The sequence below is a fragment of the Enterobacter sp. 01-M-02-SI-ECC genome, assembly GCF_047530595.1.
Lineage (GTDB): Bacteria > Pseudomonadota > Gammaproteobacteria > Enterobacterales > Enterobacteriaceae > Enterobacter > Enterobacter cloacae_M.
Map to the genome: position 1 here is coordinate 18103 of NZ_JBLKCZ010000025.1, position 26502 is coordinate 44604.

The 26502-nt window shown below is 57.9% G+C and carries 23 protein-coding genes; 15 read left to right on the top strand and 8 right to left on the bottom strand.

The features are described from left to right. The first annotated feature begins 4 nt into the window (after positions 1-4). Positions 5-5587: an ATP-binding protein gene (locus tag ACMWLG_RS21775; protein WP_045404546.1), complete on the top strand. Its 5583-nt coding sequence runs from the start codon at positions 5-7 to the stop codon at positions 5585-5587. Positions 5588-5590: 3 nt separating this feature from the next. Here the strand turns inward: ACMWLG_RS21775 and ACMWLG_RS21780 are convergent, their stop codons facing one another. Both ACMWLG_RS21780 and ACMWLG_RS21785 read right to left on the bottom strand, forming a co-directional pair. Next, the gene (locus tag ACMWLG_RS21780; RefSeq protein WP_045357388.1) at positions 5591-6208 is read right to left on the bottom strand and encodes a response regulator transcription factor; all 618 of its coding nucleotides are present in this window, start codon (positions 6206-6208) and stop codon (positions 5591-5593) included. A gap of 185 nt (positions 6209-6393) precedes the next feature. Then, positions 6394-6780, bottom strand: coding sequence for a VOC family protein (locus tag ACMWLG_RS21785; protein WP_023310242.1), 387 nt, complete (start codon positions 6778-6780; stop codon positions 6394-6396). A gap of 88 nt (positions 6781-6868) precedes the next feature. On the opposite strand from ACMWLG_RS21785, the gene ACMWLG_RS21790 reads away from it, so the two are divergent. Together ACMWLG_RS21790 and ACMWLG_RS21795 are read left to right on the top strand one after the other, a co-directional pair. Then, a complete protein-coding gene (locus ACMWLG_RS21790; protein WP_023310243.1) occupies positions 6869-7471 on the top strand; it encodes an ATP-dependent Clp protease proteolytic subunit in 603 nt (200 codons plus the stop codon). A gap of 135 nt (positions 7472-7606) precedes the next feature. Beyond that, positions 7607-8728 (top strand): cupin domain-containing protein, encoded by a 1122-nt coding sequence (locus tag ACMWLG_RS21795; protein ID WP_045357385.1) that lies wholly within the window; start codon positions 7607-7609, stop codon positions 8726-8728. A gap of 61 nt (positions 8729-8789) precedes the next feature. Here ACMWLG_RS21795 and ACMWLG_RS21800 read toward each other — a convergent pair whose 3' ends face one another. After that, positions 8790-10208 carry a PLP-dependent aminotransferase family protein gene (locus ACMWLG_RS21800; protein ID WP_045404543.1) on the bottom strand — a complete coding sequence of 473 codons (1419 nt, stop codon included), beginning with the start codon at positions 10206-10208 and terminating at the stop codon, positions 8790-8792. A gap of 176 nt (positions 10209-10384) precedes the next feature. Between ACMWLG_RS21800 and ACMWLG_RS21805 the strand changes: the two genes are divergently transcribed. Next, on the top strand, positions 10385-10546 hold the full coding sequence (locus ACMWLG_RS21805) for a DUF1127 domain-containing protein (RefSeq protein WP_045404540.1): 162 nt from the start codon (positions 10385-10387) through the stop codon (positions 10544-10546). A gap of 41 nt (positions 10547-10587) precedes the next feature. Here the strand turns inward: ACMWLG_RS21805 and ACMWLG_RS21810 are convergent, their stop codons facing one another. Next, positions 10588-11976, bottom strand: coding sequence for a PLP-dependent aminotransferase family protein (locus ACMWLG_RS21810; RefSeq protein ID WP_045404538.1), 1389 nt, complete (start codon positions 11974-11976; stop codon positions 10588-10590). A 101-nt stretch (positions 11977-12077) separates the two neighbouring features. Between ACMWLG_RS21810 and ACMWLG_RS21815 the strand changes: the two genes are divergently transcribed. Next, positions 12078-12557 (top strand): carboxymuconolactone decarboxylase family protein, encoded by a 480-nt coding sequence (locus ACMWLG_RS21815; protein ID WP_014882392.1) that lies wholly within the window; start codon positions 12078-12080, stop codon positions 12555-12557. On the opposite strand, the gene ACMWLG_RS21820 is transcribed toward ACMWLG_RS21815, so the two are convergent. Then, positions 12544-13446, bottom strand: coding sequence for a LysR family transcriptional regulator (locus ACMWLG_RS21820; protein ID WP_045404537.1), 903 nt, complete (start codon positions 13444-13446; stop codon positions 12544-12546). The genes ACMWLG_RS21815 and ACMWLG_RS21820 overlap by 14 nt on opposite strands. Before the next feature lie 100 nt (positions 13447-13546). Between ACMWLG_RS21820 and ACMWLG_RS21825 the strand changes: the two genes are divergently transcribed. The 7 genes from ACMWLG_RS21825 (at position 13547) to ACMWLG_RS21855 (ending at position 19245) form a co-directional block, all read left to right on the top strand. Then, a complete protein-coding gene (locus ACMWLG_RS21825; protein WP_045404536.1) occupies positions 13547-14962 on the top strand; it encodes an aldehyde dehydrogenase family protein in 1416 nt (471 codons plus the stop codon). A gap of 152 nt (positions 14963-15114) precedes the next feature. Next, positions 15115-15438, top strand: coding sequence for an antibiotic biosynthesis monooxygenase family protein (locus ACMWLG_RS21830; RefSeq protein WP_023310251.1), 324 nt, complete (start codon positions 15115-15117; stop codon positions 15436-15438). Continuing rightward, entirely contained in the window at positions 15431-15826 is a 396-nt protein-coding gene (locus ACMWLG_RS21835) for an amino acid-binding protein (RefSeq protein WP_045404534.1), read from the top strand. Before ACMWLG_RS21830 ends, ACMWLG_RS21835 begins: the two co-directional genes overlap by 8 nt. After that, positions 15801-16496: an ArsR/SmtB family transcription factor gene (locus ACMWLG_RS21840; protein ID WP_045404530.1), complete on the top strand. Its 696-nt coding sequence runs from the start codon at positions 15801-15803 to the stop codon at positions 16494-16496. Before ACMWLG_RS21835 ends, ACMWLG_RS21840 begins: the two co-directional genes overlap by 26 nt. Before the next feature lie 148 nt (positions 16497-16644). Then, positions 16645-17115 carry a MarR family winged helix-turn-helix transcriptional regulator gene (locus tag ACMWLG_RS21845; RefSeq protein ID WP_023310254.1) on the top strand — a complete coding sequence of 157 codons (471 nt, stop codon included), beginning with the start codon at positions 16645-16647 and terminating at the stop codon, positions 17113-17115. Further along, on the top strand, positions 17112-18179 hold the full coding sequence (locus ACMWLG_RS21850) for an HlyD family secretion protein (RefSeq protein WP_100245668.1): 1068 nt from the start codon (positions 17112-17114) through the stop codon (positions 18177-18179). The genes ACMWLG_RS21845 and ACMWLG_RS21850 overlap by 4 nt, the downstream gene beginning before the upstream one ends. Beyond that, positions 18169-19245 (top strand): DUF2955 domain-containing protein, encoded by a 1077-nt coding sequence (locus ACMWLG_RS21855; RefSeq protein ID WP_045404524.1) that lies wholly within the window; start codon positions 18169-18171, stop codon positions 19243-19245. Before ACMWLG_RS21850 ends, ACMWLG_RS21855 begins: the two co-directional genes overlap by 11 nt. Here the strand turns inward: ACMWLG_RS21855 and ACMWLG_RS21860 are convergent. After that, a complete protein-coding gene (locus tag ACMWLG_RS21860; protein ID WP_045404523.1) occupies positions 19242-20513 on the bottom strand; it encodes a DUF445 domain-containing protein in 1272 nt (423 codons plus the stop codon). The two genes, ACMWLG_RS21855 and ACMWLG_RS21860, sit on opposite strands and share 4 nt — an antisense overlap. A gap of 242 nt (positions 20514-20755) precedes the next feature. On the opposite strand from ACMWLG_RS21860, the gene ACMWLG_RS21865 reads away from it, so the two are divergent. The 3 genes from ACMWLG_RS21865 to tssD are packed head-to-tail and all read left to right on the top strand — an operon-like array spanning position 20756 to position 22119. After that, on the top strand, positions 20756-21121 hold the full coding sequence (locus ACMWLG_RS21865; protein ID WP_045404521.1) for a tlde1 domain-containing protein: 366 nt from the start codon (positions 20756-20758) through the stop codon (positions 21119-21121). Then, a complete protein-coding gene (locus tag ACMWLG_RS21870) occupies positions 21118-21627 on the top strand; it encodes a hypothetical protein (protein WP_023310259.1) in 510 nt (169 codons plus the stop codon). Before ACMWLG_RS21865 ends, ACMWLG_RS21870 begins: the two co-directional genes overlap by 4 nt. Continuing rightward, entirely contained in the window at positions 21628-22119 is a 492-nt protein-coding gene (tssD, locus tag ACMWLG_RS21875) for a type VI secretion system tube protein TssD (RefSeq protein WP_045404518.1), read from the top strand. It begins immediately after the preceding gene. Between the two features lie 59 nt (positions 22120-22178). Here the strand turns inward: tssD and ACMWLG_RS21880 are convergent, their stop codons facing one another. Then, on the bottom strand, positions 22179-23111 hold the full coding sequence (locus ACMWLG_RS21880) for a hypothetical protein (RefSeq protein ID WP_045404516.1): 933 nt from the start codon (positions 23109-23111) through the stop codon (positions 22179-22181). Between the two features lie 63 nt (positions 23112-23174). Further along, the gene (locus tag ACMWLG_RS21885) at positions 23175-26438 is read right to left on the bottom strand and encodes a type I restriction endonuclease subunit R (protein ID WP_045404514.1); all 3264 of its coding nucleotides are present in this window, start codon (positions 26436-26438) and stop codon (positions 23175-23177) included. Positions 26439-26502: the final 64 nt, after the last annotated feature.

The following is a 26502-nucleotide window of genomic DNA, read 5'->3' on the forward strand; positions in this document are numbered from 1 at the left end:
GCGGATGAACGAACACGAGCAGCCTGCATTCTGGCCCGCCCAGGGGAATCTTCATCAGGGGCGGGTTTTTGTCCTTAAAGAGGATGTGATTTTTACCGTGCTGGCGCAGGAGGGCGGAATCGCCTGGATGCACGCGCGACATCCTCACTCCGGCGGTTCGTTCATTATCGCCACCGCGGTGAGCGACGAAGAGGAAGAGCGGGCCACCCGGCTGCTTAAAAACGAGTTTGCGCTGCGCGACGCGCTGCAGGACAGCTGGGCCATCCGCGCCGTTGCGTCCACCCAGTACCGGGGGCGCTTCGCGCTGGTGTACGCCCCGTTTTCGTTTGAGCTGCTGGCGCGGCGCGCGGGCAGAGCGATCTCGGGGATCGCGCGCTTTCTCGAGATGGCGATCCAGATCTGCGTTCCCCTGCGCCAGATGCATCTGCAAAACCTGATCCACGGCGATATCAAGCCCGGCAGTATTTTTGTTCATCACGATGCCACCTGCCGTCTGGGCAGCTTTGGCCTTTCCAGCAGTCTTTCCGATGCCGTCACCCAGACCCGGCTTCCTGTTTCAGGGGGCACGCCCGCCTATATGTCGCCGGAGCACACCACCCGCACCCAGCGCCCCGTCGACGGCCGCAGCGATCTCTACAGCCTCGGCATGGTGCTGTATGAACTCCTGACCGGACGCCTGCCGTTTGAGCTGGGGGAGGACGAGCAGACCAACTGGGCGCACTACCATATTGCCTCCGCGCCGCTGGCCCCGGACGCGATCCGCCCGGACGTGCCGGGAATGCTGTCGACCATCATCCTGAAGCTGCTGGAAAAGCACCCCGATAACCGCTACCAGACGGTCGACGGATTGATTGCCGACCTTCGCCGCTGCCAGGCGACGCTGACCTGCGAGGGCGAAATCGTCGCCTTTACCCCCGGCCAGCAGGACCGCACCCCGGCGATCCATCTGGCGGACTCCCTGTTCGCGACGCATCCGCAGGCGAACGACGTTATTGCGGCGTTTGAGCGGGTGGGGCAGAGCCTGGTGCCGGAGCTGGTGACGATCGGCGGGCCGTCGGGGATCGGCAAATCTTCGATCATCGCGACGGCGCTCAAAACGCTGCAGCAGCGCACGGTGCTGCTGGCGGTGGGCAAAGTCGACCAGTTTTCGCCGTCGCTGCCCTACGGCGTATTAAGCTCCGCGTTCCGCACCCTGACGCTGCACCTGCTGGGGCTGCCCGCAGAGGAGGTGGCGAAGTGGAAAATCCGCCTGTCTCGCGCCCTGGAGGGGTACGAGGCGCTGGCCGTCAGCCTGGTGCCCGAGCTGGGCCTGCTGCTTGAGAGCAAGCCGCGCTTCTCGGCGGATACGTTTTCCATTGATGCCCGGGCGCGCTTCAGCCATATGGTGCTGGCGCTGGTAAAAACCTTTGCCTCGCAGGGCTGCCCGCTGGTGCTGGTGCTCGACGACCTCCAGTGGAGCGACGCCGCCAGCCTGCATACGCTTAAATACCTGCTGATGAACTGCGGCGCTGTTCCGCTGCTGGTGGTCGCGGCCCACCGGGATATCAGCGCCGTGTCCGACGCCGCCCTGCAGGCGCTGCTGGCGGGCCTGCCGGAGGCGGCACAAAACGCGAGCGAGATTGTTCCGCAGGCGCTTTCCGTGAAAGCGGTGGCGCGCTGGCTGGCGACGGTATTTCGCACCCGCAGCGCGGCGACGACCGATCTCGCCACGCTGATCCACGAGAAGACGGGCGGCAACCCGCTCTTTGTGCACGAGTTTTTCCGCCGCATCGTGGATGACGGCCTGGTAGTGCACAACAAATATCAGGACAAGTGGCACTACGATCTGCAGGCGATCCGCGCCAGGCATTACACCGAAAACGTCGTCACCCTGGTGCTGGAGCAGCTCGAAGAGCTGCCCGACGAAACGCGCCGCCTGCTGGGCAGCATCGCCTGCCTCGGCGGCACGGGCGAGATGGAGATGATCTGCCGCGTGGTCGGCATGTCGATGGCGGAAATGCGCTATGCGCTGCACCCGGCGGTGATGGCCCAGCTCATCGTGCTGGCGGAAAAAAAGTACGCCTTCACTCATGACCGGGTGCAGGAGGCGGCCTTTGCGCTGCTCGATCGGCATGAGAGAAGCCATATTCACCTGACCACCGCCAGCCTGCTTGCCGACGCCGCGCGTCAGGCGGCGGGGAATGAGCTGCTGTTCCGTGCCGTTCACCACGTCACGGCCGCGCTGGACAGCATCCAGCCCGCCCCGCAGCGGGAGATGTTCCGCGAGCTGAGCCTGCTGGCCGCGCGGCGCGCGAAGCGCTCGGGGGATTACCTTTCGGCGCTTGGCTATATCCAGACCGCCAGAGCGCTGGGCAACGCCGGGACGGTGTCGGACTTTATGCTCGATATCGAAGAGGCGGGCTGCGAGTTTGCGCTGGGGCATCTGGAGCGCACCCGCGAGCTGTGTGACGCCATTCTCGGCTGCCCAGGCGGGCTGACAGAAAAGGCGCTGGCGGCCAACCTGCTGGTGGAGGTGTACATTCGTCAGTCGGACAGCCGTCTGGCGCTGGAGGCGGCGCTCTGCTGGCTGGGGATTTTCGGTATTCAGATTAGCCGCTATCCGGAAGATGCCGACTGCGACGAGGCCTGGGCGCTCTTTTGCAACCGCACGGCCGACGCGCCGCAAAACCTGTTTGCCCAGCTGTCGCGGTTGGATAACCCGGAAACCGAAGCGGTGATGAACCTGCTCTACAGCGCCAGCATTTGCGCCAGCTTCATCTGCCCGCGCCTGCACTTTTTGCTGCTCTGCCGCATGATGCACCTGACCCTCGACCACGGCATTACCGGCGCCTCCACCACGGCGATGGCCTGGTTTGGCGTGCTGATTGGCCACCGCTACGCCGAGTACCGCCTCGGGTTCCAGTACGGCACCCTTGCCCGCGAGCTGGTGAATCGCCACGGCTACGACGCGTTCGAAGCCAAAACCCTGCTGCCGCTCGACCAGCTCAGCGTCTGGACCCAGCCTTTATCGTTTACCATCGAATGCGCGAAGGCCTGCTTCACCTCGGCGGTGACCCACGGGGATATGACGATGGCCTGCTTTGCGGCCTGCCACCAGGTGATTAACTTCCTCTCGCGGGGCGATCACCTGGACGGGGTGTTGACCAGCATCGAGCGCGGCCTGGCGTTCGTGCGTAAAACCCACTTCCAGGACGTGGAGACCATTCTGATGGTCCAGCGCGGCTACGTTGAGTTCCTGCGCACGCCGGTCATCGGCACCTGGACCGCGTCGCAGGTGCTGCCGGAGGCGCTGCTTCCCGCGTCGCCGGAGCAGGCGCCGGAGAAGAACTCCACCATGCTCTTCTGGTACTGGCTGTATCGCGGCATGGCGCACTTTACCTGCGGCGAATATGCCGACGCGCAGGCGGATCTCGAGATGGCGGGCTGGTACGCGTGGTCTGCGCCGGGGCATATCCATCTGCTGGATTACCATCTCTACAGCGCCCTGGCGCTGTCACGTCAGCTGACGCCGGAGAGCTTCTCGGCGAACCACCGCCGCAGCATTCACGCCCACTACGACAAAATCGCCCTCTGGGCGCGCGTTAATCCCGGCACGTTCGCGGATAAAGAGGCGCTGATCTACGCCGAAATCGTGCGTCTGGACGGGATGAACAGCATTGCGCTCGAGCAGTACGAGAAGGCGGTCCGGCTCTCCCGCGAGGGCGGGTTTAACCCGATCAACGCTCTGGCCCACGAGCTGGCGGGGCGCTTTGCGCTGGCCTGCGGCTACCCGACCGCCTCGGACGCCCACTTCCGCGGCGCAATTGCCGCCTGGGGACGCGCGGGCGCGCAGGCCAAGCTACGCCAGCTGGAGCAGGATTTCCCGCACCTGCTGGCCTCCGGGCAGGCCAGCGCCTACGACACGGTGGCTTTCGCCCAGAATGAGACCATCCGCGATCTCCAGAGCGTCATCAAAGCCTCCCGCGCGCTGTCGGAAGAAATCAACCTGGAGCGCTTAATCGAAAACCTGATGACTATCCTGCTCGAACGCGCCGGGGCGCAGCGCGGACTGCTGCTGCGCGTGAGCGAGAGCCTGATTCCGGAGATCGAGGCCAGCGCCTGGACCAGCACCGAGGGCGTGCGGGTGCGGATCCTGAAAGACGTGCCGACGGCGACCGACCTGCCGTTGTCGGTGCTGGCGGCGGTGATCCGCACCGGGCAGGAGATCCGCACCGGCAGGCCGGAGGAGTTCCATCCCTTCAGCCAGGACCCTTATCTGGTGACCTCGGGGGCGGCGGTGATGTGCGTCCCGATGTTCAAACAGGCGCGGCTGGTGGGCGTGCTGTACCTGGAAAACCGCCTGATGCCGGAGGTCTTCACCGCCGAGCACTCGCGCGTGGTGAGCCTGCTGGGCGCGCAGGCCGCGGTATCCCTGGAGACGGCGCGGCTGTACGCCGAGCTGCTGGCGGAGAACATCCAGCGCCGCCGGGTGGAGAAAGAGCTGCGATCCAGCCAGACCTCGCTGATGCTCGGCGAGCAGATCAGCCACACCGGCAGCTGGCGCTGGGAGCTGGAGCAGGATCTGATGTTTGTCTCGGAAGAGTACGCCCGCATTCTCGGCCTGCCCGAGCGGCAAAAGACGATCTCCATGGCGGAGTTTTTGACCTTCGTCCATGAGGACGATTACGCCCGCATCAGCGCCATCGTCACCCAAAGCGTGCGCGACGGGCTCTCCATGCGCGCGGAGTTTCGCGTTAAGCGTACCGACGGCTCCACGCGCTACATACTCGGGATTGGCGATCCGGTGGGCGTGGGCAGCGAGGTGAATGAGTATTACGGCATCATCACCGATATCACCAGCCAGCGCGCCGCGGAGGATGCGATGCGGGTTGCGCAGGCGGATCTGGCGCGGGTGTCCCGGGCCACCACCGTCGGACAGCTGACCTCCTCCATTGCCCACGAGATCAATCAGCCGCTGATGTCGATCGTCTCGAACGCCGGGGCGAGCCTGCGCTGGCTCAACCGCGAGCCCGCCCGGCTGGATAAAGTGCGCGAAGGGCTGGAGGAGATCGCCGCGGAAGGCGCGCGGGCGGGGGAGATCATTCGCAGCATTCAGTCCCTGACCCGCAAGCAGGATCCCACCTTCTCGCGCATCGACATGCACTACCTGATCCACCATATCATCACGCTCTCGCGCAGCGAGCTGGAGCAAAGACACATTAGCGTTGATTATCTGTTAAGGGCGCAGGACAGCTTTATCACCGGCGATAGCGTGCAGATCCAGCAGGTGCTGCTCAATCTGGTGATGAATGCGGTTGAGGCGATGACCGAGGTGAAGGATCGCGCCAGTACCATTACCCTCAGCACCGCCAACGCGGACGGGAAAGTGATCGTCGAGATCGCCGATACCGGGAGTGGCATTGAGCCCGAGCGGCTGGAGCAGATTTTTGATTCGTTCTACTCCACCAAAGCGCAGGGGATGGGGATGGGGCTGACCATCAGCGCCAGCATCATCGAGCGCCACTGCGGGAAGCTGAGCGCGCGCCGCCGGGAGCCGTACGGCACGGTGTTTGCGTTTGCGCTGCCGCTGGCGGCGCAGGAAGGGTAAGCGTTACTCCGCTGGCAGGCTTGAGGTCAGGCGCTCAACGGCCCTGACCAGCTCCGCCACGGAGCGCACCTGCATTTTCTCCATCACGCGGCGACGGTGCACCTTCACCGTGATCTCGCTGACGCCCAGCTCGGCGGCAATCTGCTTGTTCAGCATGCCGCTTATCGCCAGCGTCAGCACCTCGTGCTCGCGCGGGGTGAGGGACATGTGGCGCTGCTTCAGGGCGTAGTGCTCTTTATTGCGCTCGGCGTTGTGTTCCGCCAGCTGAAGCGCGGACTCGATGGCGTCGATAAGCGCGGTGGATTCGACGGGCTTGGTGAGAAATTCGTACGCGCCGCCTTTAATGGCGCGCACCGACATCGGGATAGTGCCGTGGCCGGTAAGAAAAATAATCGGGATTTCGCGCCCGCTGTCCTTAAGGGCATCAGCCACCTCAAAGCCCGAAATGGCGGGCATTTGCATATCGAGGACCACGCACGACGGGAGCTCTTCAAAGCGGTGTTGAAGAAACGCTTCTGCCGATGAAAAGCCGACGGCGTTCAGGTCCGCCGAATCCAGCAGCCCGATCACGGACTGTCTGACCGCGTCATCGTCATCAACCACATACACAATGTGTTCCATTCACCGCCCCGGTGCTGATTTACATGTCGAGGATGCAAACAATCCCGCCGGTTACGTAAGGGACTGTTTATGCTGACTTTCATCTTAACACATTAACTATCATTATCATTTAACAATATGATAACCGTATGAAGATGAAGTATAGCGATACGTGACCGGGGCGGTTAAGGAACGAAACGCTGATTTTATGCACCCACAAGCTCGATGCGGTTGCCGTCCGGATCCGCAATTACCGCTTCATAGAAGCCGTCCCCGGTCATGCGCGGGGCGCTGAGCAGCGTGCCGTTTGCCTGTGCCCGCCCGGCCATGCTGTCGACCTGCGCTTTGCTGCCGACGTTGATGGCGATATGCGCCCAGCCGATAAACTCCGGGTGCGCAGGGGCGTCGGGCAGATCCGGCAGCGTCATCAGCTCGATGGTCGGCCCGTTATCCAGCGTAATAAAATGTGATTCGAAACCGGGACGATTTTTACTGACGTAGCGTTCGTTACTGCGGCCACCAAACACCGTTTCCCAGAACTGAACCTGCGCGTTCAGGCTGCGGGTCCAGAGTGCGACATGGGCAATATTCATAAGCTCCCTCGTTATTTGTCTGTGAGGACTTTCACCGGTAAAACAGGCTACACTCTGGTTTTGAGCGCGACAAGCTGAGGAAATAACAATGCACTACACACTGAAAGATAGCGACAAGGAAAAAGCGGAAGGGTCAAACGGCGCGGGCGCTCTGCAGCAAAAACTGCTGGAGTCTCGTTCGATTGTGATCTCCGGTGAGATCAACCAGGAGCTGGCGCAGAAGGTCATCACCCAGATGATCCTGCTGCAAAGCGTCAGCAACGATCCGATCAAGCTGTACATCAACAGCCAGGGCGGCCACGTGGAAGCGGGAGATACCATCCACGACTTCATCAAATTCATCCGCCCGGAAGTGCACGTCATCGGCACCGGCTGGGTGGCGAGCGCCGGGATCACCATCTTCCTGGCGGCGAAGAAAGAGCACCGCTACTCGCTGCCAAATACCCGCTTTATGATCCACCAGCCGCTCGGCGGCGTGCGCGGTCAGGCGACGGATATTGAGATCGAAGCGCGCGAGATCATCCGCATGCTGGATCGCGTGAACAAGCTGATCGCCGACGCCACCGGCCAGCCGCTGGAAAAAGTGAAAAAAGACACCGATCGCAACTTCTGGATGTCTCCGGCAGAAGCGCTGGACTACGGCATCGTGGGTAAACTGATTACCCATTATGACGAGCTGAAGCTGGATTAAGTTTTCGCGGCGTGTTTGAGTCGGGTGGCGGCTTCGCCTTACCCGACCTACACGCCCTCGTTTGACCCATGACAAGTTCCCCCTCTGCCTTCTTGCCTATAATCGCGCCTGTTTCCCCTCTCACTGGTGCTACCCATGGCGTATCAACTGAACCTGAACTGGCCGGAATTTCTTGAGAAATACTGGCAAAAACAACCCGTAGTGCTGAAAAATGCCTTCCCGAATTTTGTCGACCCGATTACTCCGGACGAGCTGGCAGGGCTGGCGATGGAGCCGGAAGTCGATAGCCGTCTGGTGAGCCATTTCAACGGCAAATGGCAGGCCAGCAATGGTCCGTTTGAGCACTTTGACGATCTGGGTGAAACCGGCTGGTCGCTGCTGGCGCAGGCGGTGAACCACTGGCATATGCCTGCCGCGGAGCTCGTGCGTCCGTTCCGCGTCCTGCCGGACTGGCGGCTGGACGACCTGATGATCTCCTTCTCCGTGCCGGGCGGCGGCGTGGGTCCGCATATCGATCAGTACGACGTATTTATCATTCAGGGGATGGGTAGCCGCCGCTGGCGCGTTGGCGACAAGCTGCCGATGCGTCAGTTCTGCCCGCATCCGGCGCTGCTGCATGTCGATCCGTTCGAGCCGATCATCGACGAAGATCTGGCCCCGGGCGATATCCTCTACATCCCGCCTGGATTCCCGCACGACGGATTTACCCATGAAACGGCGCTCAACTACTCCGTTGGCTTCCGCGGGCCGAACGGTCGCGATCTGATCAGCAGCTTCGCCGACTACGCGCTGGAAAACGATCTGGGCGGCGAGCACTACAGCGATCCGGATCTGACCTGTCGCGAACATCCGGGCCGCGTGGAGCAGTACGAACTGGATCGCATTCGTCAGATGATGATCGACATGATTAGCAAGCCGGATGATTTCACAAAATGGTTCGGCAGCTTTGTCTCCACCCCGCGCCACGAGCTGGATATCGCCGCCGCCGAGCCGCCGTACGCGCCGGAAGAGGTGCTGGACGCGCTGCAGGGCGGCGAAACGCTGTCTCGCCTGAGCGGTCTGCGCGTTCTAAACATTAACGGCAGCTTCTTCATCAACAGCGAACAGCTGGAGACGGTAGACGCGAAAGCGGCGGATGCGCTGTGCCGCTACACCGAACTCGGTCAGGCCGAGCTGGGCGATGCGCTGAATAACCCGGCGTTTGTTGAAGAGCTTACCGGGCTGATTAACCAGGGGTACTGGTACTTCGACGAGTAGTGCGGCACGGTTTTCTCCCTCTCCCTGTGGGAGAGGGCCGGGGTGAGGGCATCAGGCCGCGCTAGCCCTCCTCCATCGCAATCACAATCGCTTCACCCATCTTCTTCAACGCCTCGCGATTCTTCTCCGTCGGCGGCAGCGCCACGTTGATCCGCAGACAGTTGCGGTACTTCCCGGAGGCGGAAAACAGCGACCCGGCTGCGGCCTGGATCTTCAGCCGACACAGCTGCTTGCTGACGCACACCATGTCGACCTTCTCCGGCAGTTCAATCCACAGCAGGAAGCTTCCCTGAGGGCGCGTGACGCAAATCTCTGCCGGAAAATACTGCCGCACCCAGCAGGTGTAGGTTTCCATATTCTGCTGATAAATTTGACGCATACGGCGCACGTGGCGATGGTAATGGCCGTCGCGAATAAACGCCGCCACCGCCATCTGCGTGCCTGGTACGTTAAACCCGCCCGCGGCGTATTTCATGTGCATCACCCGGTCGTAATAGCGCCCCGGCACAATCCAGCCGACGCGCAGGCCCGGCGCCACGGTTTTGGTAAACGAGCTGCAGAGGATCACGCGGCCGTCGATATCCATCGAGTGAATGGTACGCGGACGCGGGTACTCCGCCGCCAGCTCGCCGTAAATATCATCTTCCACGATCACGATATCGTGCCGCTGCGCCAGGGCTAAGACCTGCTTTTTCCGCGCTTCCGGCATGATAAACCCGAGCGGATTGTTGCAGTTGGGTACCAGGATCACCGCCTTGATCGGCCACTGCTCCAGCGCGAGCTCGAGCGCCTCGATGCTGATCCCGGTTTCAGAGTCGGTGGGAATTTCAATCGCCTTGATGTCAAACCCGCGCAGCATCTGCATGGTGCCGTGAAACGACGGTGATTCTACCGCCACGATATCCCCCGGCTTGCACACCGAGAGCAGGGCGATCGACAGCGCGCCGTGGCAGCCGTTGGTGATGACAATCTCGTTCGCTGCCACGGTGGAGCCGCCGTCCAGCATCAGACGGGCGATCTGCTCGCGCAGCTCCAGGCGGCCGTCGAGCACGTCATAGCTCAGCATCTCGGCAGGGTTATGCTGCGCTATGCGGCTCATCTCGCGCCACAGGGGCTTCAGGCTCGGCTGGTTAATGTCCGGCGAGCCGCCGCCAAAGGAGATCATCTCTTTGTCGGCGCGGGCGTCCAGCAGCATCATCACCTCATCCCACTGGGTGACGTCCACGGGGCGCTGCACCGGTCGCGTCATGGCCGGAACCGGCGGCTGGGCCTTGCGCTGCGAGACAAAATAGCCGGAGCGCGGCTGAGGGGTGATCAGCTGGAGGTTTTCGAGGATCTGGTAGGCCTGCTGTATGGTGCTGATGCTTACGCCGTGCTCCTGGCTCAGCGCACGCACCGACGGCAGACGTTCGCCGCTGCGATACAGCCCTTGTTGAATGCGTTCCGCCAGAAGATTGGCCAGATGTTGGTAGCGCGTCATGCTGTATCCTTTGTTTTCACCATACAGATTATGAAACCAGTACAGATTGCTGCGAAAATTGGCATGCAGATACTGTTTTAGCGGATCTGTATGTTAAACAAAAGGTGTTTTTGCATCTGTATTGCACAGGCCGATTTCCGGGATGATAACCCCACTGACACAGTGAGGAGAGCATCATGGAATTCTACGAGAATCGTTCAAAACGTCCGTTTATTGTGTTTGTCTGGATCGGCAAAACGATCTGCCGCTGGTATCGCATCAACCGCACCCGCCGCATCCTGAGCCGGATGAGCGACGAGCAGCTTAAGGACGTTGGGTTGTCGCGGAATGATGTATGAGCCACGTCATCGCCGGGCGAGCGCAGCGCACCCGGCGATGTTCAGCTCAGCAGCGCAAGCGTCTGCCGCTTCGGCCTTTCCAGCAATTCCACCGCCTCTTCATACGACCGCACGTTGTTATAGCCCATCACCAGCCCGTAGCGTTTGCCCGACCCGCGATACCACTCCGAAAGCGCATTCACCTGCAGCTGCTGTTCCTGCCAGCAGCGTGCCACTTCCCGGTCACGGCTTCCTCTGGTCAGGAACGCCACGATATGCATCCCGCCGTCATTTTGCTCGGTGAAAAACAGATCGCCATACACCTCGCGCAGGGCTGCAATCATCCAGTCGCGGCGGGTCTGATACAGCGCGCGCATCTTTTTCAGGTGACGGAAAAAATGCCCTTCGTTGAGAAAGGCGGTGAGGATCTTTTGCGTCAGCACCGGCTGGCCGCTGGTGGTAATGTCCGCGCAGTCGGTAAAGGCCCCGACGGTGCTGGCGGGCATCACCACGTAGCCCAAGCGCAGCGACGGCATGATGGTTTTACTGAAGGTGCCCATAAAAATCACCCGGTCGTGCCGATCGAGACTTTTCAGCGACGGCAGCACCTTGCGGGTGTAGTGAAACTCGCCGTCGTAATCGTCTTCGATAATCCACGCCTCGTTCTGGCTGGCCCAGTCGAGCAGCTGCTGCTTGCGCGGCAGGGAGAGCGTTACCGCCAGCGGGCTCTGGTGCGATGGGGTGACGATGGCAAAACGCGCATCGCGATGGTGACGGAGCAGGTAGTCCGTATCGATGCCGCAGCGATCGACCGGCACGGTGTGCAGGCGCGGCACGATCCGCTTGAGCAGCTGCTGGCCCATAAAATAGCCCGGATCTTCAAACACCACCTTGTCGCTGCGGCTGGCAAGGGTGTCGAGGATCAGCCGCAGGCTGCCGCTGTAGCCGCTGGTGATCAGCACCTGTTCGGCGCTGCAGGACAGCCCGCGTGAAATATTAAGATAGCTGGCGATGGCCTGGCGCAGCGGATACCAGCCCAGAACGGGCGGATTGAGCATCTCCTCCTGACGCATGGCGCGCGTCGCCTGTCCCGCCAGCAGCAGCCATTTTTTATACGGAAAGCTGTCAAGGGCGGGGATGCCGGGGCGCAGAAACCCGGCCCGCTCGCGCTGGCTGATGAGCGATGCCGGAAGCGTGCCGGTGGGCTGTTCAGCAGGGGCACTCTTATCCGGCAACAGCAGATCCGGGTTGACCCGCGTGCCGCGCGCGCCCCGGCTCACCAGATACCCTTCCCCCGTCAGAATGGCATACGCCGTTTCGACGGTTTTACGCGCTACCTTCAGCTCTTCCGCCAGCACGCGGATGGCGGGCACCTTATCGCCCGGCTTCAGCACGCCGCGCGTGATGTTGTCGCGATAGCGGGAATAAATCTCGTGATAGCCCGGCTTCATGTCCTACCTCTTTTCACGATTTTTGTATCTTTTTACTATGTCATGAACGGCGTAGATTTGCCTCATCGCATGACACATGCCGCACAAAAAGAGGAAAGACAATGAGCACTCGCGTCAACCACCATAAAGTTACACCCGCCCTCGCCAACGCGCTGTCTGCCCTGAGCATGGAGGTGGCAAAAACCTCCATCGACCCGGCGCTGAAGCACCTGATCGACATTCGGGTGTCGCAGCTGAACGGCTGTACCTTCTGCCTGGATATGCACTCGAAAGAGGCCAAAATTGCCGGCGAGCGCGAGCTGCGCCTGTATCATCTGGCGGCCTGGCGCGAGTCCCCGCTGTTCAGCGCCCGCGAGAAAGCCGCGCTGGCCTTCACCGAAGCGCTGACCCAGATTGGCGTTCACGGCGTAAGCGACGCGCTGTACCGCAGCGTGGCGGAGCACTTCTCGGACGTGGAGATTTCAGAGCTGAACTTCGCCATCGTGGCGATCAACGCCTGGAACCGTCTGGGGATCACTTCCCGCATGGCACCCGGCTCGCTGGACGCGGCTTACGGGCTGAACAAGGCTAACCTGGAATAATCCCGCGCTCGCGGATCGTTGCCACCAGCGCCCGCAGGCCTGGCGGGACGTGGCGATGGCCGGGGTAGTACAGGCGCAGTCCGGCAAACGGCTGCGCCCAGTCGTTTAAGACGCTCACCAGCTCTCCACGCTCCAGCTCTTCCCGGATATACAGTTCCGGCAAAAATCCCACCCCTAATCCCGCTTTTACCGCCCGGATCGAGGCAAAAAGATCGGACGTCGCAAAGCGCGGCGGCACGGCAAGGGCGTACGTTTCCCCCCGACGGGCCAGCTCCCAGCGGTAGATCCCGCCGTGGGCCATGCGCATGCCAATCCCCTGATGCGAAAGCAGATCGTCCGGCGTCTGCGGAATGCCGTGGCGTGCAAAATAGTCCGGCGTGGCGGTGACCAGCTGGCGGATCTCCCCGGTCAGCGGCACGGCGATCATGTCCTGAGGCACGGACTCCTCAAGGCGGATCCCCGCGTCGTAGCCTTCCGCGACGATGTCGATCATTCGCGCTTCGCTGACGGTCTCTACGCGCATCTTCGGGTAGCGGATCATAAAGTCTATCAGCAGCTGGTCCAGAAACAGGGCGCCGATATGGTTCGGCACGTTCAGACGCAGCGTGCCGGCGGGTTCCCCGGTGTCGCTGTGGATCTCCTCGCTGGCGAGACGGATCTCCTGCAGGGCCGGGCCGATACGCGCCACGTAGCGCTGTCCGGCGTCGGTGAGCGCCACGCTGCGGGTGGTGCGGTTAAAAAGGCGGGTATCAAGGCGGCTCTCCAGCCCGGCGATGGCGTTGCTAACCGCCGTGGCTGACATGCCCAGCTCCTGCGCGGCGGCGCGAAAGCTGCCGCGCCGCACGACCGCCATCACCACTTCCAGCTCTGTCAGACCTGAACGATGCATAGATTATCCTGAAAATCGAAATAACCCTTGCAGCATAGCGTGGATTATCGCAACGGAGAAGCCGTGACAGACTGTGCTCACACAGCCTGAGGAGGTTTATATGCACACCATCGAACAGATCTTTATTAACGGCGAATTTATTACCCCGCACGGCACCGAGTGGTTTGATTTGTACAACCCGGCGACGGCGCAGGTCATCGGCCAGGTTCGTCTGGCGGATGAGGTTGACGCGGAGCGCGCCGTTGCGGCGGCGAAAGCTGCGTTTCCGGCGTGGTCGCAGACCACAAAGCAGGAACGCCTCGCGGCGCTAAAACGCATGCACGCCGCCGTGGCCGCCCGTCACGACGATCTGCTGGAAGCGGTCATTGAAGAGTACGGCGCGCCCGCCTCGCGCTCGGCGTGGATGGCAAGCTATCCGGCAGAGGTGATTGCTCAGGCCATCGAGGCGCTTGAGGCGTTTGAGTTTGTCACCCCCGCAGGTGCCGCAACGGTGCAGATGACGCCGCTCGGCGTGGCCGGGCTTATCACGCCGTGGAACAGCGATGCGGGGTTTATCTGCGGCAAGCTGGCGGCCGCGCTGGCGGCGGGCTGTACGGCAGTCATCAAGCCGAGCGAAATGAGCGCCCTGCAAACCCGGATTGTCACCGAAGCGCTGCGCGATGCCGCGCTGCCGCCGGGGGTGTTTAACATCGTCACCGGGCGCGGCGAAACCGTCGGTGAAACCATCAGCCGCCATCCGGACGTGGCAAAAATCTCGTTTACCGGCTCGACGAATACCGGCAAGGCGATCCTGCGCAACGCGGCGGAGAGCTTTAAGCGCGTGACCCTGGAGTTAGGCGGTAAATCGCCGACGATCCTGCTGGATGATGTGGATCTGGCGCAGGCGATCCCGCTGGTGATTCAGGCCGGGTTTATGAACAGCGGGCAGGCGTGCGTGGCCGGAACGCGCATTCTGGTGCCGCAGGCGCGCAAGGCTGAGATCGAAACCGCGCTGGCGCAGGCCGTGGCGGCGGTGAAATCGGGCGATCCGCGCGATAGCGCGACGGACGTCGGCCCGATGGTCAGCGAAAAGCAGTGGCAGCGGGTGCAGGGCTATATCCGTAAAGGTATTGAAGAGGGGGCGCGTCTGCTGGCGGGTGGTGAAGGGAGACCGGACGGCACGCGAGACGGCTGGTTTGTGCGCCCGACGCTGTTTGCCGACGTGAACAACCAGATGACGGTCGCCCGTGACGAGATTTTCGGCCCGGTGCTGTGCGCGATCCCCTATCGTGACGAGGCGGAGGCTATCGCCATTGCCAACGACACCGATTACGGATTGAGCGCGATGGTGCTGGGCGGCGATGCGAACCGCGCGCGACGCGTGGCGCAGCAGATTGTTTCCGGTCGCGTGCTGGTGAACACCCTGGCCCATGAGCCGAAAGCGCCGTTCGGCGGGTTTAAGCACTCCGGCGTGGGGCGCGAGATGGGCGAGTGGGGAATTCGGGCGTTTATGGAGCCGAAGTCGATTCTGAGCTAAAACCTGCCCGGTGGCGCTGCGCTTGCCGGGCCTACATCATCCCACTGGCCGGATAAGCGCAGCGCCATCCGGCACAACGCTTCGCTCTTTGCCGAAGCATCGTTCCTCTCTACCCTGCATTCTCTCCCCAACATCACTACGGAGAGACCATCATGATTGCAGTCATTTTCGAAGCCAAAGCCGCGCCCGCCCATCAGGCGCGCTATCTTCAGCTCGCTGCCGAACTCAAACCTTTGCTGGCGGACATCGACGGCTTTATTGATATTGAACGGTTCCAGAGCCTGACGACCGACGGCAAAATCCTGTCGCTTTCCTGGTGGCGGGATGAGGAGGCCGTCCGTAGCTGGAAGCAGAACGTCTTCCATCAGGCCGCGCAGGCCGAAGGGCGGGAATCGATTTTCGCGTACTACCGCATTCGGGTGGCGCAGCTGGTGCGGGAGTACAGTTCCGAAACCGGAGGGCACGCGGATGTATGACGTTCATGTGATTTTTAGCGACAGGCCCGGCGAGCTGGCGCGCTTTGGACAGCTGCTGGGGCGCAACGGCGTGGGGCTGGAGGGCGGAGGCGTATTTGGTACCGATGCCCATTTTCTGGTGGAAGACGGGGAAAAAGCGCGACGCGTGCTGCTCGACGCCGGGTTTACCGTGCAGGCGTTGCGTAAGCCGGTGATCCGGAAACTCAGGCAGGAGCGCCCCGGCGAGCTGGGTGAAATTGCGGCGGTGCTGGCGGCACGCGGCGTGTCTATCCTTACCCAGTACAGCGACCACGCGAATCACCTTATTCTGCTGACGGATGATGATAAGCTGGCCGCAGAGATCACCGAACCCTGGGCAACACATGTTAAAAACGAGCCTACCTCCTGAGAACGGCGCGGCGCTGGAACAGGCCATTGCCGCGGTGGCTGCCGCAATGGCCGATCCCTCGCGCGTAAAGATGCTGTGCGCGCTGATGGACGGGCGGGCGTGGACCGCCACCGAGCTGAGCGCGGCGGCAGAGGTTGCGCCGTCGACCGCCAGCGGGCATCTCGCCCGGCTGGTGGAGGGAAAGCTGATTACCTGCCTGTCTCAGGGGCGGCACCGCTATTATCGTCTGGCGGGGCACGACGTGGCGGAGCTGGTGGAGCAGATGATGGGGCTCTCCTGGAGCCGCATTACCCCGCCGGAAACGACCGCGCCGAAGGCCATGCGCGAGGCCCGAACCTGTTACGACCATCTTGCCGGAACGGTTGCGGTGCACATCTACGATTTTATGCAGGCGGAAGGCTGGCTGGAGGCTGACGGTTCAGCGCTCACGCTGTATGGCCGGGAGCAGTTTCTGAAGCTCGGCGTTTCGTTAAGCGCTCACCCGCGCCGCAAAGCCTGCTGTGCCTGTCTGGACTGGAGCGAGCGGCGGTTTCATCTTGGCGGTGAGGCGGGCGCGGCGCTGCTCATTCATCTGGAAAGCAAAGGGTGGATCCAGCGGGTGGCGGGATACAGGGAGGTGGTGGTGACGGCTTCAGGTAGGGCTGCTGTTAAGAGACTTTTTAGCCGCTAAACTTCGCTGCGGGCTGGTGCCCTCACCCCAGCCCTCTCCCACGGGGAGAGGGGGACGTCGTTTCGCAATTCCTGCTCTTTCGCCTCTCGTTTCTTGATACTTATCCTGATAACTATTATCGTGACCGCGTGTGACGAGAGGTTTCCCCATGAGCGAAGAAGAACTGTTTAGCCGCAGGCCGATGGGCATGCGGATGGCGATGATTGTGCGCCAGTGGCGTGCGGTAATCGACGACGCCATTCTCGATACCGGGTTAACCCAGTCGAGCTGGACGGTGATGATGCAGCTTCATCAGCTCGGGGATAACGTCTCCGTGAGTGAGCTGGCGGAGGTGCAGGGCATTGAACTGCCGCCGCTGATGCGCACCCTGGCACAGCTGGAAAAGCAGGGTTACCTGCTGCGCTCCGTATCGCCTTATGACAAGCGCATCCGGCTTCTGACGCTGACGCCTGAGGGAAAAGCCATATTAAAAAGGCTCACTCAGGTGATTGAGACCTATCAGGCGCGCGTATCGCAAAACATCGCGCCGGAACATATCGACATTTTCAGCGCCACCCTGAATCAATTCGCCTGCAATTTGCGGACTATCCGCGAAGAAGATAACAAGACCGAAAAATAATGACCCCTGAACAAAAGTTTGCCCGCTGGGTAAGGGTGAGTATTGCCTCTTTCCTGCTGATGTTTGTCTACTTTATCGTCGCGGATATCTGGATCCCGCTGACGCCGGACTCCACCGTGATGCGCGTGGTGACGCCGGTTTCTCCGCGCGTCTCCGGCTATGTGGCGGCGGTACATGTCCACAACAACAGCCAGGTGAAAAAAGGCGATCTGCTGTTTGAGCTCGACGACACGCCGTTTCGCAATAAAGTGGAAGCGGCGCAAATCGCACTTGAGCAGGCACGCCTTTCCAACGACCAGCTGGATGCGCAGATCGCCGCCGCGCAGGCCAGCCTGAAAACCGCCGTGCTGACCGCGCGTAACGACAAAGTGACCTTCGATCGCTACCAGAAGCTGAGCACCTTGCAGAACGTCTCGCAGGCGGATCTGGATAAGGTTCGCACCACCTGGCAGAGCAGCGAGCAGTCCGTCAGCTCCATCCAGGCCAATATCCATAACCTGCGTATTCAGCGCGGCGAGCGGGACGAGCATCGCAACGTGACGCTGCAAAAATACCGCAACGCGCTGGATGAGGCAGAGCTTAACCTCGGCTGGACGAAGGTCTACGCCCAGGCGGACGGCACGGTCAGTAACCTGCAGTTAAGCCCGGGCTTTTACGCCTCCTCGGGTTCCGCCGCGCTGGCGCTGGTGAACAACCAGATCGATATCGTGGCCGATTTTCGCGAAAAAAGCCTGCGTCACACCCATCAGGGCACCGATGCCGCCGTGGTGTTTGACGCCTTCCCGGGGCACGTTTTCCGCGCCCACGTGACCAGCAGCGACGCGGGGATACTGGCGGGTCAGGAGGCCGTGAACGGCCAGCTGTCCGAACCGGAAACCTCCAACCGCTGGGTGCGTGACGCCCAGCGCATGCGCATTCACGTTGCGCTGGACGAGGCGCTGCCGAAGCATCTGCCGACCGGCGCGCGCGCGACCGTGCAGCTCTATAACAGCGAGGGGCCGTTTGCGCGCTTTTTCTCCGGGATGCAGATCCACCTGGTGAGCCTGCTTCACTATGTCTATTAGCACCCTGGCGCGGGTGTTTACCCCGCACGGCAACATCGTCTATACGGCAAACGACTTTCGCCAGACCCTGCGTATCGTCTTCGCCGGGATGATTGCGCTGAGCATCTCCAGCTTTTACAACACCAGCTACGGCGTATTTTTCGTGGTCTATCCGATCATGCTCCTGTCGCTGGTGCCGGTGTTTAACCGCCACGTGGCGAAGCAGTTTATCTTCAGCGCCGCGCTAAACTGCGTCGAAATGATCTTCATTATCGGCTATCTGTCGCATTGGCCGGTCATTATGACGCTGGTGGTGTTCGCCCTGTACGTGATGCGCTTTCGCTTTATGAGCAAGGGGCCGCTGTTCCTGTTTGGCTCAATGGGCGTGGTGTGCCAGAGCGTGATGCTCAACTTTATGAGCTACCCCACCACCAGCTGGCACACGCTGCTGTTTTCCAACATCGAAGCGAGCGTGATGGCGGTGTGCCTGAGCGCGCTGATGAACTATCTCCTGCCTGACGTGGAGCCCCGCAGGCCGCCGCCGCTGATTGAGAAAGACGATGCCCGCGTGCGCCACGAGTCGCTGCTCTCCGGCACCGTCGCGACGCTGATATTCGTGGTGTTTCAGATTAGCGACTTAAGCGATTCGCTTTCGGCGCTGATGGCGGGGATTTTGATCCTGTTCCCGATGCACTATCGCGGTTCGGTGATGAGCTCTATCTGGCGCGTGGTCGGCGTGGTGCTGGGCTGTCTTTACATTCTGGTGGTGCAGCTGATCCTCTACGATCACAGCAGCCATATGCTGTTGATGATGCCCCTGATCGGCCTCGGGCTGGCGTTTGGCGCGCGACTCCACGTGATGGAAAAGGTGGGCGCGGGCGTGGGGTTTTCCAGCATCACCACCATCGGCATTATGTTCGGGCAGAACATGCACCCGGACACTGACCTGGTGTTCAGCGATCTCTATCGCATCACTTCCGTCACCTTTTCGCTGGTCGCAACGCTGACGATGGTCTTCCTGGTGCACCTGATCCTCAATCGCTTCGAAGCGACGCGCTACGTCATCGCGCCGCCCAAGGTAGATTAATGTCCCAGCACGGCAGGCAGCTGCGAGAGTAAAAACAGGATCAGGCCAATCGTCCCGCCGACCAGCGTGCCGTTGACGCGGATGAACTGCAGATCTTTACCGATGTTCAGCTCAATCTGGCGTGACATGTCTTTGGCGTCCCAGCTTTTGACCGTGTCGCTGATGTGGCGCGTCAGGAAGGCGGCAAAATCCGGCGCGAGGCGGTGCGCGGCCTGCTCCAGATGCTCGTTCAGCGACGCCCGCAGGCTGGCGTCGTTAGACAGCGTTTCGCCAAACCACAGCCCGGCGTTGGCGATGCGCTGCTTCACGCGCGAATCCTCGCTTTGCATATCCGCTTTCAGCCACTGGCGCAGGTCAGCCCACATCTCTCCCAGATAGCGGTTAAACGCCTCATCGTTTTTGAGGTAGTGCTTGATGTTGTCGGCTTTCGCCGCCATCTCCGGATCGTTTTTCAGGTTGTCGATAAGCTTCAGCGTGGCGCGGTCGAACGCCTGGCGGATCTGGTGCGTGCGGTCGTGGCTGATATCGTCCAGCAGCGTGTTCACCGCGTTCGACACCATCTCCGCGCTTTGATCGCCCAGCCACTCGGTGGGCAGCACCATCGCTTTGCGCGGATGCTCGGTCTTCAGCCAGTGGACAATCTGATCGGCAATAAAGTCCCGCGTGCTCTCCCGCTGAATCAGGGTAATCAGACGGTTGATGATCGCATCCAGCAGCACCTGGTGGCGGTTGTTTTTGGTCATGCTCTCCAGCATCACTGCGCTGGTTTCGGTGAAATCAACCTTGTCGATGGCCTTATGCACCGCCCGTTTGAGCAGGCGCTGAATGCGCCCGTCGTCCGTGAGTTCGAGAAAACCGCTCATCACCTGCATCAAATGCAGCCCGACGCGCTGGGCGTTGTCGGGCTTGCTGAACCAGGCGCCGATCATCTGCGCAGGTTCATAGCGGCGAATCAATGCGACCAGCGACTGGGTATCAAGAAACTTCTCCTGCACAAACTGGCCGAGATTGTCGCCGATACGGTCTTTATTGCGCGGGATAATTGCCGTATGGCGCGAGATAAATGGAATGGGCACCCGGCGGAACAGCGCAACCACGGCAAACCAGTCTGCGAGCGCGCCGACCATCGCCGCCTCGGCAATGGCCTTTACGCCGCGCACCCAGAAGGTCTGCGGCAGGAACAGGGTGGTGATAAACGCCGCGGCGGCAATCAGCAGCAGCGACAGCGCCAGCAGCTTGGCGCGTTTGAGTTCAGCTATTTTTTCCATGGGTTAAGGATAGAGGGAAGTTCACCAAAAATGCAAAGCTGGTGTAAGGGGGAGACTCATTCTCAGTGTGAACAAATGGCGTCTATATAAAAAATATATACATCTAAATTATCTATTATTAATTTTTCTATATTTTTTGTGCTTATTTATTTTCGGACGTAATTTTTTGTGACCGTCGTAGTCATTTTAACGCTCTCATTAGCCATAAGATAAAAGACTATTTATGAAAGGAGACGGTATTGATGACATGGAAGTATAAAGTTTCGACAGGGGTATTGAGTCATAATGGTGTGTTTGTCGCTAACTGCTACAGCGGAGCGGGTGAATCGAAAGATAAGCCAGAGTGTGAAGGTCAACGAAACAGAGGCCCCATTCCCAGAGGTATTTATTTTATTGCCGGGTGGAATAATCATAAAAGTGCAGAGGCTATTATTCTTGAACCTATAGCGGGGACCAATACCTTTGGTAGAGATCATTTTCAAATTCATGGGGATAAAAAAGGTCAACCGCCAGGCTCAGCATCAGCTGGTTGCATCATTATGAACGGTCAGGACAAGCGCCATATGATTTATGATTCGGGTGACACAATTCTGGTGGTGCGATCATGAAATATATCATTGTGCTCTTATTGTACTTCCCGTTGGCTTTATTTGCCAAAAGTCACACTCCAGAGCAACTTTTGCAGATGATAAACGAGAAAGGTGCCTGGCATGTAGTTGCACAATTATATGCTAATGATAGCGATGAGTCGGAATGGTGGAATCATGTTATCCCAGAGATTAGCAAAGGAAACCAGAAATGGTTAGCTGTCGCGAGTGCTCTTGAGCCGGGCGTGGACGCCAGTACGGCTGAAGACTTAAAAGCAGCGCTTTCTGAAGCTATCCCTCATAATCCTGCAGGCGTTTTAGCCATTTTAAAAGACGATAAACCGTTGCTCACTATTGAACAAGTCTGCGCTTTTGCTAATTTCCCTGAGACGGAAGCAGAGAGCAATAAGCTTTATGTAGATTCAATCAGGGAGATGTTTAAGGTTAACAGTCCGAAGGGTAAAAAATGTCTCGCCGTTATGATCGCCACCGTTGAACACTCTGTTCCATTCGATAAGGATATTTAAATGGCCATTCCGGGATATATGTCATTAACTGACGATGCGGGTAATATTATAAAAGGGAGCGTGAAAGTTACAGACCGTGAAAACCAAATTGAGGTTTTAGGGCTCTATCATAACGTAAGCTATAATTCTGACCTGCATAATGGCAGAGTGTTGAGCAAACGCCAGCATCGCCCTTTTCTCATTGAAAAGGAAATTGATGCCTCCAGCGTTTATCTCTATAAAGCGCTTAGCACGGGCGGTACGCTCAGGAAAGCAACTATCGACCTTTACAGAATCAATGATGCCGGTCACGAGGAAATCTATTTCACGATAACGCTGGAATCGGTAAAAGTCGTCACGCTGTTTTCATTAATGCATGACGTGAAAGAGACTTATCATGAAAAACAGGGGCATCTTGAGCTTGTTCTGCTTCGTTATGAAAAGATTGCCTGGCATTACCGTGACGGTAATGTTATTCATTCGGATGACTGGGATTATCGGTTAGGGGCTTGATTAATTGGCAACGGGAGACAGATGGTTTCCCGTTGCCAGAGTGCAATATCTGCTGTATATCAATCTTTTAACCGTGTTATTTGTTTTTTGTTAAAAATAGTAAAATTTAAATTCTTATAGATCTTCCCTTCACCCCAGTGGTTTGTTGTTGGGCGTACTTTACCGACAACAATAATCTCGTCTTTGGGTTCGAGGTTTTCAAAAAAGGTACTATCATTACAAGTTAAACCTGGTGCGAAAAACTCTTTGCTTTTATCCTCAAGCTCCAGTGTACATACCTCTCCTTTGAGGGTGTAGAAATTACATCTTTCACTATTAATGTATTCTTGCGATTTTTTAACCGTTATAAGAATTGCGACAGGATGAGCGATTTTTGCGGCCTTTTTAAAAAGAATGGGATAACGGTCTTCATCATAGAAAAAGTCATTCCAGCTAATTTTCTTGCCGTTATAATCTATCTTTACCAGGTCGGATAGTGTTTTCTTATCGCTGCTTTCCTCTATTTTTGCTCTGATTTTAGCAATGCCTGCAGCCGTGTTAAAGTAATCAGCGAGACACTTTTCTGTTTTCTTATATCGAATTCGCTTGCGTGCTTTCTCTTCCGGATCGGCTTCTTCCTCTGGTGTAAAACTGGCTTTTCTTAGAGCGGCGCTGGCTTCAATAAGGACGTTCATCCGGAAGATAAACGCTGAATCTTGCGCTTCGAGAAGAAGTTTTCCGTCCTCAATATTTTGTGAATGGGCTACAAGAGAAGTAATCGCTGATTTGACGCTATTTTTACAATTGAAACTATGTTCCTCATTCTTCTGTAAACGTAAAAATGCTGAAATATTCTTGCCGTTACGCTTGTGCGGCTTAACCCAACTGATTTTAGCGGGGCAGAACTCACATATCAGTCCCTCTCTATCACTCTCTTTAATATCTTTTACAGGAATGCGGGAGTGTATATTGCGCTCATCACGCGCGTAAAACATTTTTAATCCTTCGGCCATAATATGCTCCTTATAATTCCTGTCGCACTGGAAGAACAGACTTTGCCAAAATCATTTGACATATTACATTTTTATCGATCCCATATTTTCTTTAAAATTCTCTGCCTGCATCAGTACGCCCAGATAGACCTCGTCGTTTGCTACAGGAGGGAACTTATGTTTATGCAGTAAAAGAATTAACTCAACTTTAAGTTTGGCTTTGATGTCATCGCGTTTACTCCAGTCTGGGTACTTCGACGTGTTATCAACCACTGCTTTCATCTCTTTTGCAAGCGCCAGCATCTTGTCGTCTTCATAGGTAAACTGATACTTGTCTCGCATATGCGCCAGGATGTCGTAAAACGCTTTCTCTTCAATATCAATCCCTAAATCTGCATAAGTGCCCATTTCGGTTTTAATATCATAGATAATGTCGGTCATTTCCTGACTGAAATGTTCAAACTCTTCACCGTTCAGTACGTCGTCTTCCCGGCGCTCGTTATATTTGTCCATGATGGACTGGAAGCGACGGGTGAAGTTGATCCCCTGAAGCTGGTTAATTTTTTTAAAGTCGCTAATGGCTTTCTCCAGAAGCTTCTGCAGAAGCTGGATCTTTGTTGCGGGCAGCTTGATCTTATTAATACGCGCCAGATAATCCTCGTCGAAAATATCGATCGATTCCGCTTTCTTATCGCCAAGGAAAAATAGCTCTTCCACGCCATCTGCCTTTAATGCGTCAGAAATCATCTCTCGCACGCGGGCGTTCATCTGGGTAACGTCAGGTGCATCACCCTTAGTCAGCTTAAAGACAATGGAACGCACGGCAAGATAGAAATGGATATGATCACGCTCTGCCTGCGATAACGCCTCGCTGCCGCAGCAGACATCGTAGGCCGCCTTTAGGCGCTTCACCAGCCCCATAAAGCGACGTTCTATTTTCTGGGTTTGCATGACAAATTCTGCCGCCTGATTCAGACATGCCAGCTGAGCCTGAGGCTCTCCCGTAAAGTAAGCTCGGCTGTCGAAATCGTGGAACATCTGCGACATGAGGTCGAGATGGTTCTTCACCTCGATAACCGACTGCTGAATGTCCTCAAAGTTGGTAGCGTCAATACGGGAATACATCGCCAGTGCCTGGTTCATCTGGCGCTTGATGCCGATATAGTCCACCACCAGGCCTTTGCTTTTTCCTTCCAGCTTGCGGTTAACGCGGGATATGGTCTGGATCAGGTTATGTTTTTGCAGCGGCTTATCGATATAGATAGTGTCCAGTTCCGGGACGTCGAAACCGGTGAGCCACATATCGACCACAATAGCGATTTTGAAATTCGACTTCGCATTTTTGAACTGTTTATCCAGTTCTTTTCGATACTCTTTACTGCCCAACAGGTCGTATAGTTTGGCATCATCGTCTTTACCTCGCGTCATCACCATCTTGACCATTTCGGACGGTGGCAGCTCTTTCTGCTCTTGCTCGGTAAGCTCAACCCCTTCAGGGGCCTGTTTAACCTCAAACCACGCCGGACGACAGTCCTTCAACTGACGATATAAATCCCAGGCAATGTCCCGGCTGGCGCAGACAAACATTGCCTTACCTTTCACCGTTGAGCCTTCAGCGACGCGTTTTTCATAGTGTTTGGCAAAATCTTCCGCCAGCGACTTCAGGCGATCCTCATCACCGAGGATCGCGTTCATGGTGGCGCTGGCTTTTTTACTTTCGTCGATTTGCCACTCGTTAGTGCCCGCGTTAGCGCACTCTTCGTAGTACTTCTCAACCTCTTCCAGCTTGCTGGCATCCAGGATCACTTTTGCTGCGCGACCTTCATAGACGATACGTACCGTGATCTCATCCTGAACGGATTCGGTCATGGTGTAGCTGTCCACTACCGCGCCGAAGACATCCAGCGTGGCGTCTACAGGCGTGCCGGTGAAACCGACATAGGTGGCTGCTGGCAGCGAGTCGTGCAGATATTTGGCGAAGCCCCAGGTCTTGCGTACCTTTCCGCTCTCTTTATCGACGATCACTTTCTGATCCAGATTGACCTGGCTGCGGTGCGCTTCGTCAGAGATACAAATGACGTTGCTTCGCTCGGAGAGCAATTCGGTGTCTTCGGTAAATTTATGGATGGTGGTCAGGAAGACGCCGCCGCTGTTACGACCGGCCAGCTTTTCCCGCAGATCGTCGCGGCTGGTGACGGGCTCCACTGTATCGTCACCGATATAATTTTTTGCATTGCACATCTGCGTGGAGAGCTGATCGTCCAGATCGGTACGGTCAGTGATCAGCACGATGGTCGGGCTGGAAAACTCGACGCTTTTCATCAGCAGGCGGGTTAAGAACTGCATGGTGTAACTCTTACCGCAGCCCGTGGCGCCAAAGTAGGTGCCGCCTTTACCGTTACCGTAAGGTTTACGCGCTCGCTCGATGCTGTAGTAGAGCTTGCGCGCGGCGTAGTACTGCGGATAGCGGCAGCATATTTTCACTTCGTGTTTGGCTTTATCCGGGAAGCAGATAAAGTTCTTAATCACATCCAGCAGGCGTACCGGGTGAAAAAGCCCCTGAATCATTGAGTGCAGGGAAGGGATGCCGTCCTGCTCGCGGTTTTCATTACCGGTGACTTTACGCCAGGAGTAGAAATACTCGTACGGCGCGAACAGATTGCCCATGCGGTTATTCACGCCATCGCTGATGATGCACAGTGCGTTATAGACAAACAGCTGTGGAATGTCGCGACGATAGCGGGTGCATAGCTGCTTATACGCGTCGCCAATATTGGCTTCCTGCTCGCGTACGGCACTTTTAAATTCAAACACCACCAACGGCAGGCCGTTGATATAGAGAATACCATCCGGAATACGCGGCTGGTTTTCTTTGCCGGTGATGGTCAGCTGATTAACGATCTTAATGCGGTTCAGCGGCTGGATAAGATAGCTTGCTGGCGTTTCAGCAGCCTGTTGCAGTGGTACCTCTTCGCTATCGAATAACTCACGCAATGCGGCAGGCAGGTGCCGGGTATCGAGCAGTTCGATATAGAGATCTTTCTGCTGACGATCGTCGCGTTTAAACAGGAAGCCATTGGCCAGCCAGGTGCAAAAGATCTTATTGCTTTCGTAGAGATCGGAAGCGGGAAGGGTAGTGAACTGTTTAATCAGCCGCTGGATTTCATCTTCCGTAATACCGTCGGCCTGATAGCGGGATACGAGATAGTGGCGGAGATCGTCTTCAATAATCACCTGATCGAAGCTGGAACGCGGCACATTGTCGCCTGTCAGGTGCTGGTAGCCCTGCTCCTGTAGCAGTTCAATTATTGCCTGTTCTAACTTCGCTTCACTGAATGAGAGATGCATATCCCGCTCCGGCCCTGGCTGGTTTTCTGGTAATGGTTCCTGTAATAAGAGAAAACCTTACCAG

Bases quoted from the DNA above. Each gene is read 5' to 3' on its own strand.
- ACMWLG_RS21775 (WP_045404546.1), top strand. From the start codon at position 5: ATGAACGAACACGAGCAGCCTGCATTCTGGCCCGCCCAGGGGAATCTT.
- ACMWLG_RS21780 (WP_045357388.1), bottom strand. From the start codon at position 6,208: ATGGAACACATTGTGTATGTGGTTGATGACGATGACGCGGTCAGACAG.
- ACMWLG_RS21785 (WP_023310242.1), bottom strand. From the start codon at position 6,780: ATGAATATTGCCCATGTCGCACTCTGGACCCGCAGCCTGAACGCGCAG.
- ACMWLG_RS21790 (WP_023310243.1), top strand. From the start codon at position 6,869: ATGCACTACACACTGAAAGATAGCGACAAGGAAAAAGCGGAAGGGTCA.
- ACMWLG_RS21795 (WP_045357385.1), top strand. From the start codon at position 7,607: ATGGCGTATCAACTGAACCTGAACTGGCCGGAATTTCTTGAGAAATAC.
- ACMWLG_RS21800 (WP_045404543.1), bottom strand. From the start codon at position 10,208: ATGACGCGCTACCAACATCTGGCCAATCTTCTGGCGGAACGCATTCAA.
- ACMWLG_RS21805 (WP_045404540.1), top strand. From the start codon at position 10,385: ATGGAATTCTACGAGAATCGTTCAAAACGTCCGTTTATTGTGTTTGTC.
- ACMWLG_RS21810 (WP_045404538.1), bottom strand. From the start codon at position 11,976: ATGAAGCCGGGCTATCACGAGATTTATTCCCGCTATCGCGACAACATC.
- ACMWLG_RS21815 (WP_014882392.1), top strand. From the start codon at position 12,078: ATGAGCACTCGCGTCAACCACCATAAAGTTACACCCGCCCTCGCCAAC.
- ACMWLG_RS21820 (WP_045404537.1), bottom strand. From the start codon at position 13,446: ATGCATCGTTCAGGTCTGACAGAGCTGGAAGTGGTGATGGCGGTCGTG.
- ACMWLG_RS21825 (WP_045404536.1), top strand. From the start codon at position 13,547: ATGCACACCATCGAACAGATCTTTATTAACGGCGAATTTATTACCCCG.
- ACMWLG_RS21830 (WP_023310251.1), top strand. From the start codon at position 15,115: ATGATTGCAGTCATTTTCGAAGCCAAAGCCGCGCCCGCCCATCAGGCG.
- ACMWLG_RS21835 (WP_045404534.1), top strand. From the start codon at position 15,431: ATGTATGACGTTCATGTGATTTTTAGCGACAGGCCCGGCGAGCTGGCG.
- ACMWLG_RS21840 (WP_045404530.1), top strand. From the start codon at position 15,801: ATGTTAAAAACGAGCCTACCTCCTGAGAACGGCGCGGCGCTGGAACAG.
- ACMWLG_RS21845 (WP_023310254.1), top strand. From the start codon at position 16,645: ATGAGCGAAGAAGAACTGTTTAGCCGCAGGCCGATGGGCATGCGGATG.
- ACMWLG_RS21855 (WP_045404524.1), top strand. From the start codon at position 18,169: ATGTCTATTAGCACCCTGGCGCGGGTGTTTACCCCGCACGGCAACATC.
- ACMWLG_RS21860 (WP_045404523.1), bottom strand. From the start codon at position 20,513: ATGGAAAAAATAGCTGAACTCAAACGCGCCAAGCTGCTGGCGCTGTCG.
- ACMWLG_RS21865 (WP_045404521.1), top strand. From the start codon at position 20,756: ATGACATGGAAGTATAAAGTTTCGACAGGGGTATTGAGTCATAATGGT.
- ACMWLG_RS21870 (WP_023310259.1), top strand. From the start codon at position 21,118: ATGAAATATATCATTGTGCTCTTATTGTACTTCCCGTTGGCTTTATTT.
- tssD (WP_045404518.1), top strand. From the start codon at position 21,628: ATGGCCATTCCGGGATATATGTCATTAACTGACGATGCGGGTAATATT.
- ACMWLG_RS21880 (WP_045404516.1), bottom strand. From the start codon at position 23,111: ATGGCCGAAGGATTAAAAATGTTTTACGCGCGTGATGAGCGCAATATA.
- ACMWLG_RS21885 (WP_045404514.1), bottom strand. From the start codon at position 26,438: ATGCATCTCTCATTCAGTGAAGCGAAGTTAGAACAGGCAATAATTGAA.